The sequence below is a fragment of the Micromonospora sp. NPDC003776 genome (assembly GCF_053605645.1).
The window spans coordinates 1-7,580 of record NZ_JBSGJR010000336.1 but is presented as its reverse complement, the minus strand read 5'-3'; the positions used below and the strand labels follow the sequence as shown (position 1 = coordinate 7,580).

The 7,580-nt window shown below is 71.7% G+C and carries 7 protein-coding genes and 1 tRNA gene; 4 read left to right on the top strand and 4 right to left on the bottom strand.

Annotation, left to right across the window (positions count from 1 at the left end):
• Window positions 1–102 precede the first annotated feature (102 nt).
• A complete protein-coding gene (locus ACWEVO_RS23870) occupies window positions 103–1,392 on the bottom strand; it encodes an MFS transporter (RefSeq protein ID WP_452309744.1) in 1,290 nt (429 codons plus the stop codon).
• Between the two features lie 296 nt (window positions 1,393–1,688).
• On the opposite strand from ACWEVO_RS23870, the gene ACWEVO_RS23865 reads away from it, so the two are divergent.
• From ACWEVO_RS23865 to ACWEVO_RS23855, 3 genes are all read left to right on the top strand, one after another.
• Window positions 1,689–1,913: a hypothetical protein gene (locus ACWEVO_RS23865; protein ID WP_452309743.1), complete on the top strand. Its 225-nt coding sequence runs from the start codon at window positions 1,689–1,691 to the stop codon at window positions 1,911–1,913.
• A complete protein-coding gene (locus ACWEVO_RS23860; protein ID WP_452309742.1) occupies window positions 1,910–2,383 on the top strand; it encodes a hypothetical protein in 474 nt (157 codons plus the stop codon). The genes ACWEVO_RS23865 and ACWEVO_RS23860 overlap by 4 nt, the downstream gene beginning before the upstream one ends.
• A gap of 359 nt (window positions 2,384–2,742) precedes the next feature.
• Window positions 2,743–4,515, top strand: a complete 1,773-nt coding sequence (locus ACWEVO_RS23855) for a trypsin-like serine protease (RefSeq protein WP_452309741.1) — start codon at window positions 2,743–2,745, stop codon at window positions 4,513–4,515.
• 217 nt (window positions 4,516–4,732) lie between these two features.
• On the opposite strand, the gene ACWEVO_RS23850 is transcribed toward ACWEVO_RS23855, so the two are convergent.
• From ACWEVO_RS23850 to ACWEVO_RS23840, 3 genes are all read right to left on the bottom strand, one after another.
• On the bottom strand, window positions 4,733–5,845 hold the full coding sequence (locus tag ACWEVO_RS23850) for a calcium:proton antiporter (RefSeq protein ID WP_452309740.1): 1,113 nt from the start codon (window positions 5,843–5,845) through the stop codon (window positions 4,733–4,735).
• 156 nt (window positions 5,846–6,001) lie between these two features.
• Window positions 6,002–6,078, bottom strand: a tRNA-Pro gene (locus tag ACWEVO_RS23845).
• Window positions 6,079–6,144: 66 nt separating this feature from the next.
• Window positions 6,145–7,038 (bottom strand): metallophosphoesterase, encoded by an 894-nt coding sequence (locus ACWEVO_RS23840; RefSeq protein ID WP_452309739.1) that lies wholly within the window; start codon window positions 7,036–7,038, stop codon window positions 6,145–6,147.
• Between the two features lie 25 nt (window positions 7,039–7,063).
• On the opposite strand from ACWEVO_RS23840, the gene ACWEVO_RS23835 reads away from it, so the two are divergent.
• The gene (locus ACWEVO_RS23835; RefSeq protein ID WP_452309738.1) at window positions 7,064–7,519 is read left to right on the top strand and encodes a GatB/YqeY domain-containing protein; all 456 of its coding nucleotides are present in this window, start codon (window positions 7,064–7,066) and stop codon (window positions 7,517–7,519) included.
• Window positions 7,520–7,580 lie beyond the last annotated feature (61 nt).

Below are 7,580 nucleotides of genomic sequence, written 5' to 3'. Positions count from 1 at the left end.
GGCGGGGGGCCGGCCCCCCCTCCCGGGCGCGAGGGTGGGGGCATGGGGGGGGAAGTTGCCGCCTCGACGACCGCGGAGACAGCACCTTCCCGGATGTTGCCGTCAGGCGGAGACGGGCGCCGGGGCCGGGGCGACAGTGGCGACCGGGGCGGGGCGGCCGTCCTGGGCGGGGGTGAGCAGCCGGCGCAGCGACAGGGCCAGCACCGAGGCGATCAGGCATCCGCCCACCACCACCGCCACCCAGAGCCGCCCGTGCGCCGCGCCGAGCAGCGGGCCGGCGGTGACCGGGCCGATGATCCCGCTGATTCCGAAGATCATCGAACTCACCGCGTTGTAGCGGCCGCGCAGCTCGTCGGTGGCGAGGGCGTTGGTCAGCGCCGGCATGACCGGGGACAGCATCGTCTCGCCGAACCCGAAGATGGCCGAGCAGGCCACCACGCCGAGCGCGGCGAGCAGCGCGCTGCTCGTACCGATCGCGCCGGCGGCGCCGAGGACCAGCCAGGCCGTGGCGAAGACCGCGCCGACGGCGGCGAGCGCCGCCGTCCGGCTGCGCCCCTCCATCCGGCGTATCACCAGCAGCTGGGAGAGCACGATCATGACGGTGTTGCAGGCCAGGGCCCAGGCCACCACCCGGGGCGTCACCTCCACCACCCGCACCGAGTACGCGGCGAAGCCCACCTCGACCTGCGCGTAGCCGCAGGTGGTCAGCACCAGACCGAAGAGGACCAGGCGCCGGAACGGCCGGTCCCGCAGCACGGTGAGATAGCCCCCGCCCGCGCGGGCGGCGCCCGCCTCCCGGGCCTGCGTCAGCCGGTGCCCCACGTGGGGCAGGGTCAGCAGGATCAGGCCCGGCGTCAGGTAGCTCAGCGCGTCGAGCAGGTAGATGGCTTGGAAGGTGACCGGACGGGCCACGTCGACCACCGCGCCGGAGATCAGCCCGCCCACCCCGATGCCGAGGTTGAGCAGGGCGAACTGGAGGCCGAACACCCGCTGTCGTTCGCCCTCATGGGTCAGCGAGGCGAGGATGGTGCTCTGCCCGGCCCACAGGGCCGAACCGCCCACCGCGATCAGCGTGCTGACCGCGAAGGCCGTGCCGAGCGAATGGACCAGCGCCAGCGAGCCGGTGCCGATCGCCTCGACCACCAGGCAGGGCAGCACCACCCGCCGGGCGCCGAACCGGTCGATCAGCGACCCGCCCACGGGGGACAGGGCGAGCGTCACCGCCCCGAACCAGCCGATCACCAGGCCGGCCTGGTTGTCGGAGAACCCGCGCACGTCGGTGAGGTAGATGAAGAGGAACGGCAGGGTGAGACCGCGCCCGATGGCCGACAACAGGGTGCCGAGCAGGATCCGACGAGCTTCGGGACGGGTGGGTAGGGCGCGGCGCAGCATGGCTCGGATTCTCTGCGCCGCGTACGACGACCCGCGACCGGATTACCGCCCACCTCCGCGTTCGACCGAGCCTCGGGTGAGCAAGCACACGTCGAGGGCGGACGAGATGCGCCGGCCCGGATTAGCCTGCGGTGTGCACAGCGGAAGCGGGTCGGCCCGCCGGCTGCCCGGATACCTCTGGCGGGGCGCCGTCATGGGCCTCGCCGTCGCGGCCGGGTTCGCGGCCGCCGGAGCGTGCGCGCAGTACGTGGTGGATGCGGGGCTCGCCGATCAGTCGGCGGCCGACGCCCTTGGCGGTGCCCCTCGTCGGCCTGCCCCTGTCGGTGCCACTGCTGTGCGGGCTCGGCGGGCTGATGGGCCGGCCGGACGGGTCCGGGCAACGCTGGCTGCTGGTGGCCGTGTCGGTGGCTTTCGCCCACGCGGTGGCCGCCGTGCTGGTCCGGCCCGGGCTGCAGGCGGCACAATCCGACGCTGGTCGACCTCACCGCGTGTCGGTGTCGTCTGCCATGCTGGCTCGGTGACGACGACCTGGCGACACCTGCCCGCGTCGGCTCGGGAGATCGCCGAGGCCGCCACCGTGGCGGTGACCGCTGCCGGCGCACGGGACGCTGAGGCGTACCCGACGGCGGTGGCGCGGCTGACCGGCGCCGACCGGTCCGGCCTGGTGCTCGGCGGGGTGGTGCGGCTGCTGCTGGAGGAGACCCACCCGGACGGGCTGGACGGCGACGACGTCCGCCAGGTACTGGAGCGTTGCGTCCGGTCCACCGCCGCCTGGTGGCCGGAGGTCGACCCGCACGTGCTGCTGGTCCTCCTGGCGAGCGCGCTGGGGGTGTACGACCCGGGTGACGACGACGCGCCGCCGGACCCGGCCGCGATCGCCCGGCACGCGCCGCTGCTCGTCGCCGACCTGATGGCCGCCACCGGCCGGCCGCTGGCCGACTACCTGGCCGTCGCGTTCGCCGAGGTCGCCCGCACCGAGCTGCACGACTGACCCGTCGATCAGGACAGGGGAGAGCAGCTCCTGATGTGGTCCGCCACCATGTTCGGTGGCAGGCAGGCTGACGGCCGCGACAGCCTCGGCGGACCGGGATCTTCAACTTTCGTCGAGGGCTTGCTAGCGTCTGGTCGATTGGAACGGCCAACCGGCCTGGCACCCGATCCGTGGCCAGCGCCTCTCGATTGGCCAGGCACGGGGGGATCCACTGTCACGCGAGGCCACGGGCCTCGAGTCTCGTCGTCAGCTGCTCCGTGGCGCCACGCCGTGTCGGCAATTCCAAGCGCCTCGATAATCGAACGACGGGGAAACTAGTGGCTGAAGAGGCAAAGATCGCACGAACCCGACGGCGGCGGGTGGCCGGAATCCTGGCTGCCGGTCTCGCCCTCGGTGGTGCGGCGGCCGTCGCGCCGGTTACGGCGGGTCAGGCCGCTCCGGCCGGCGGAGCGTACGACGCGGCGAGTGCCCAGCCCGACCGGACGAGCGTGCTGCCGCACTTCCGGGCGGGGGCGTTCACCCCGCCCACGCCGGGCCAGCAGGGCCCACTGTTCCAGTCCACGGGGGCCACCCCGCGGGTCAACGACGGCACCTACGTCAGCGCCTCGCAGTATCCGTGGATCGTCGGTGTCGTCACCTACGTGGACGACAACGGCGGCTTCTACTGGTGCACGGGCACCGTCATCGCCGCGAACAAGGTGCTGACGGCCGCGCAGTGCACCAGCGACGGGGCGGGTACGACGCGGGTCATCGCGGGGCACGACCAGCTCCTCGACGACGTGGGGAACGTCATCCCCAACGTGGGGTACGTCGCGGAGGTGGGTTCCACCTGGACCCACCAGGGCTGGAACATCGCCCAGCAGCACGCGGACCCGAGCAGGGCTCCCCTCGACGACGTCGCCGTCCTCACGCTGAAGACGAACCTGCCTTCGGCGTACACGCCGATCACCCTCGCCGGGCAGGGCGAGGCGACGTACACGGCCGGCCAGATGGCGGACATCGTCGGGTACGGCGTGAACAACTCGTCGACCGAACCAGTGCCCGTACCGGGAGGGGACACCCGGCTGCGCAAGGCTTCGGTGCCCATCCAGACCGACACCTTCTGCAATCTCCCCGGCACGGGCTACGACGCGAGCCGGATGCTCTGCGCCGGAACCGGCTCGCCCGGCGCGCCGTCCGCCGACACCTGCTATGGCGACGAGGGTGGCCCGCTGCTGGTGGGCGGCAAGCAGGTCGGTCTCACCAACTGGCACCCCTACCAGTGCGGTGAGGGCCAGGGCTACTACGAGGAGATCAACTACTACTCGAACGTGATCAAGGCGGACTTGACCCGTCCACCGCTGGTCAACGCCGACTGGACCGGCGACGGCCACACCGACCTGATGTCCCGTGACGGCAGCGGCAACCTGTGGCTGCACGTGGGCAGCGGGTTCGCCAACGACGGGTACGGCGGCTTCTGGGGCTCCCGGGCCGTCGGCGCGGGGTTCGGCAGCTTCAAGCGCGTCTTCCGGGTCTACAACTGGAACGGCGACAAGAAGCCGTCGGTCATGGCGGTGAACTCGATCGGTGAGCTGTGGATCTGGAACACCGACGGCAAGGGGAAGTGGTCCGGCAGCAAGCAGCGGATCGGCACCGGTTGGGGCAATTTCACCGCCCTGATGGTGACCAACAACTGGCTGGGCAACAACCTGCCGAGCCTGATGGTTCGCAAGTCCAACGGTGAGCTGTGGCGCTACACCAGCGATGGCAAGGGCGGCTGGACCAATCCGGCCGGCACCCGGATCGGCACCGGCTGGAACGGGTTCAACCTGTTCCTGACCCCGGGCGCCTGGAAGGGTGACGGCAAGGAGGTCCTGATCGGCCGTACCTCCACCGGTTACCTGCGGATGTACCAGACGGACCTCAAGGGCGGCTGGACCAATCCGGCCGGTACCCAGATCGGCAGCGGCTGGGGCGGCTTCAAGAACATCATCGTGCCGGGCGACTGGAACGGCGACAACATGATGGACATGCTCGGCGTCAACAGCACTTACCAGATGCGCCTGTACACCACGAACGGTAAGGGCAGCTGGATCGACGCCAGCGGCAAGGTCATCTCCACCGGCTGGAACGCCTACAACCTGGTCTTCTGATCGGGCTGCTCCACCACGAGCGGAAGGGCCGGCGACCCAGGTCGCCGGCCCTTCCGTCGTCCGCCATCACCTCCGCCAGCACGTTGGTCGACCGCGACGGTGGTGTTCGCCGCGTCGTTCCAGTCTGGGTGGAACACGGTGGCGCGTGGGGCGAGGAAACAGAAGCCGTTGGCGCTCGCCCTCGTCGGTCAGTGAGGTGGCGGACCGGCCCGTCGTGTCACGGGCTGGCGGCCAGGAAGACGAAGGCGGCGAGCAGCACCAGGTGCACCCCGCCCTGGAGCACGGTCGCCCGCCCCGGCACGACGGTGAGCACCCCGGTCACGGCGGTGAGCGCGAGCAGCGTCAGCTGCGTACCGCCGAGGCCCAGCAGCAGCGGGCCGTCGAGCCAGATGGAGGCCAGCGCTATGGCCGGGATGGTCAGGCCGATGCTCGCCATGGCGGAGCCGAGCGCCAGATTGAGGCTGATCTGCACCCGGTCCCGGCGGGCGGCGCGGGCGGCGGCGAGGGTCTCGGGCAGCAGGACCAGCAGGGCGATGACCACGCCGACGAAGGCCTGCGGCAGGTTCGCGGCCGAGACCGCGGCCTCGATCGCCGGAGAGACGGTCTTCGCGTCGCCGACCACCGCGATCAGGGCCACGACGAGCAGCGCCAGGCTGGCCAGGGCGGTCCGCGTCGACGGCGGGTCGGCGTGCCCGTCGCCGTCGGCGTCCTCGGCGAGAATGCTGCCCTCCTGCGTCACCGGCAGGAAATAGTCGCGGTGGCGGCCGGTCTGCACCATCACGAACAGGCCGTAGAGGGCGAGCGACGCCACCGCCGCGAAGGTGAGCTGCGCCGAGGAGAACTCCGGACCGGCTTTGCTGGTGGTGAAGGTCGGCACCACCAGGCTGAGGGTGGCGAGGGTGGCCACGGTGGCCAGCGCCCCGCCGGTGCCCTCCGGGTTGAACACCGCCACCCGGCGGCGCAGCGCCCCGAGCAGCAGGGAGAGGCCGAGGATCCCGTTGCAGGTGATCATCACGGCGGCGAAGACGGTGTCCCGGGCCAGGGCCTGGGTCTTGTCGCCGCCGCTGATCATCAGCGTGACGATCAGGCCCACCTCGATCACGGTGACCGCCACGGCGAGCACCAGCGAGCCGAACGGTTCGCCCACCTTGTGGGCCACCACCTCGGCGTGGTGCACGGCCGCCAGCACCGCGCCGGCCAGCAGCGCGGCCACCACGAAGATCAGCGCGTCGGGTAATTCGCGTCCCCAGGAGATGGCGAGCACGAGAACCGCGATCAGCGGTACGAGGGTCGTCCAGTCGGTCAGGCGGGATCGAATCAGGGCGGCCATCCACCAACTCTGCCAGGAAAATCGGTCGACCGTCCCTGTTCAAGATCGCCGATGACCCGGCGGGGCGGCCCCTGGCGTGATCTGCCGCACACACGTGGCCCGGCTCTCCAGACGGAAGAAGCCGCATCCGGTGGACCGGATGCGGCTTCTGACCTCTGGTCGGGGTGGCCGGATTCGAACCGACGACCTCTTCGTCCCGAACGAAGCGCGCTACCAAGCTGCGCCACACCCCGAGGCGTGCCGACAAATAGTAGCCCACCCGCCCCGGGGATCAAACTCGGTACCCCCTCCCCTGGTGATCAGCGGGGGATGAGGGTGAGCACGCTCGCCTCGGGTGGGCAGGCGAACCGTACCGGAGCGGTCGGGTGGGTGCCGAGACCGGCGGAGACGTGCAGCCAGGAGTCCGAGCCGGGCCAGCGGTGCAGCCCCCGCGCCATCGAGCGGGGCAGCCCGCAGTTGGTCACCAGTGCGCCGTATCCGGGCACGCAGACCTGGCCGCCGTGGGTGTGCCCGGCGAGCAGCAGCCCGAACCCGTCGGCGGCCATCCGGTCCAGCACCGCGGGCTCCGGGGAGTGCGCCACGCCGACGGAGAGGGCCGCCCCGGAGCTGACCGGCCCGGCCACCGCGTCGTAGTCGTCCCGCTCGATGTGCGGGTCGTCCACGCCGACCAGTTCGATCTCCCGGCCACCCGCCTTGAGCGTGGCCCGCGCGTTGTTGAGGTCGACCCAGCCCGCTCCGGTGAAGACGTCGCGCAGCTCCTCGTACGGCAGCGGCACGCCCTCGGCGTACTCCCGGTCGGGCAGGAAGTAGGTGAACGGGTTCTTCCAGACCGGTCCGGTGTAGTCGTTCGAGCCGAAGACGAAGGCCCCGGGCAGGTCGAGCAGGGGTTGCAGGGCCCGCAGCACGCCCGGCACGGCGTCCGGGTGGGCCATGTTGTCCCCGGTCACCACCACCAGGTCGGGGTCGAGCGCGGCCAGCGAGGCCACCCAGTCCTGCTTGCGCCGCTGGCCGGGCGTCATGTGCAGGTCCGACAGGTGCAGCACGCGCAGCGGCTCGGCGTCCGTGGGAAGCACCGGTACGTCGTACCGGCGCAGGGTGAACATGTTGCGCTCGACGAGCGACGCGTACGCCAGGGTGGCCGCACCGGCGGCGACGGTCCCGGCGGCGAGCCGGAATAGTGTGCGCTTTCGCATGGCGTTCAGGGTAGTTTGACCGTCCATGAGCACGCTGAAGGACCGTCTCACCGCCGACATGCGCGCCGCTCTCAAGGCGCGCGACGAGCTGACCACCTCCACGCTGCGGATGGCCCTCGCGGCCGTCGGCAACGCCGAGGTCGCCGGCAAGGAAAAGCGCGAGCTCAGCGACGACGAGGTGCTCGCGGTGCTGACCAAGGAGGCCAAGAAGCGGCGCGAGGCGGCCACCGCCTTCGCCGACGCGGGTCGCGCCGAGCAGGCGGGCAAGGAGACCGCCGAGGGTGAGGTGCTGGAGCGCTACCTGCCGAAGCAGCTCTCCGACGAGGAGTTGGCCGAGCTGGTCGCGGGGGCGCTCGCCGCGGGCGGCTTCACCGGCAAGGCGCAGATGGGCCCGGCCATGAAGGCGGCCCAGGGCGCGGTGGCCGGCCGGGCCGAGGGCGGCCGGGTCGCCGCCGAGGTACGCCGCCAGCTCGGCCTCTGACCGGCCGCCGACGACGAAGCGGGGGGGGGCCCCCCGCGGGATGGACCCCCCGTGGGGGTAG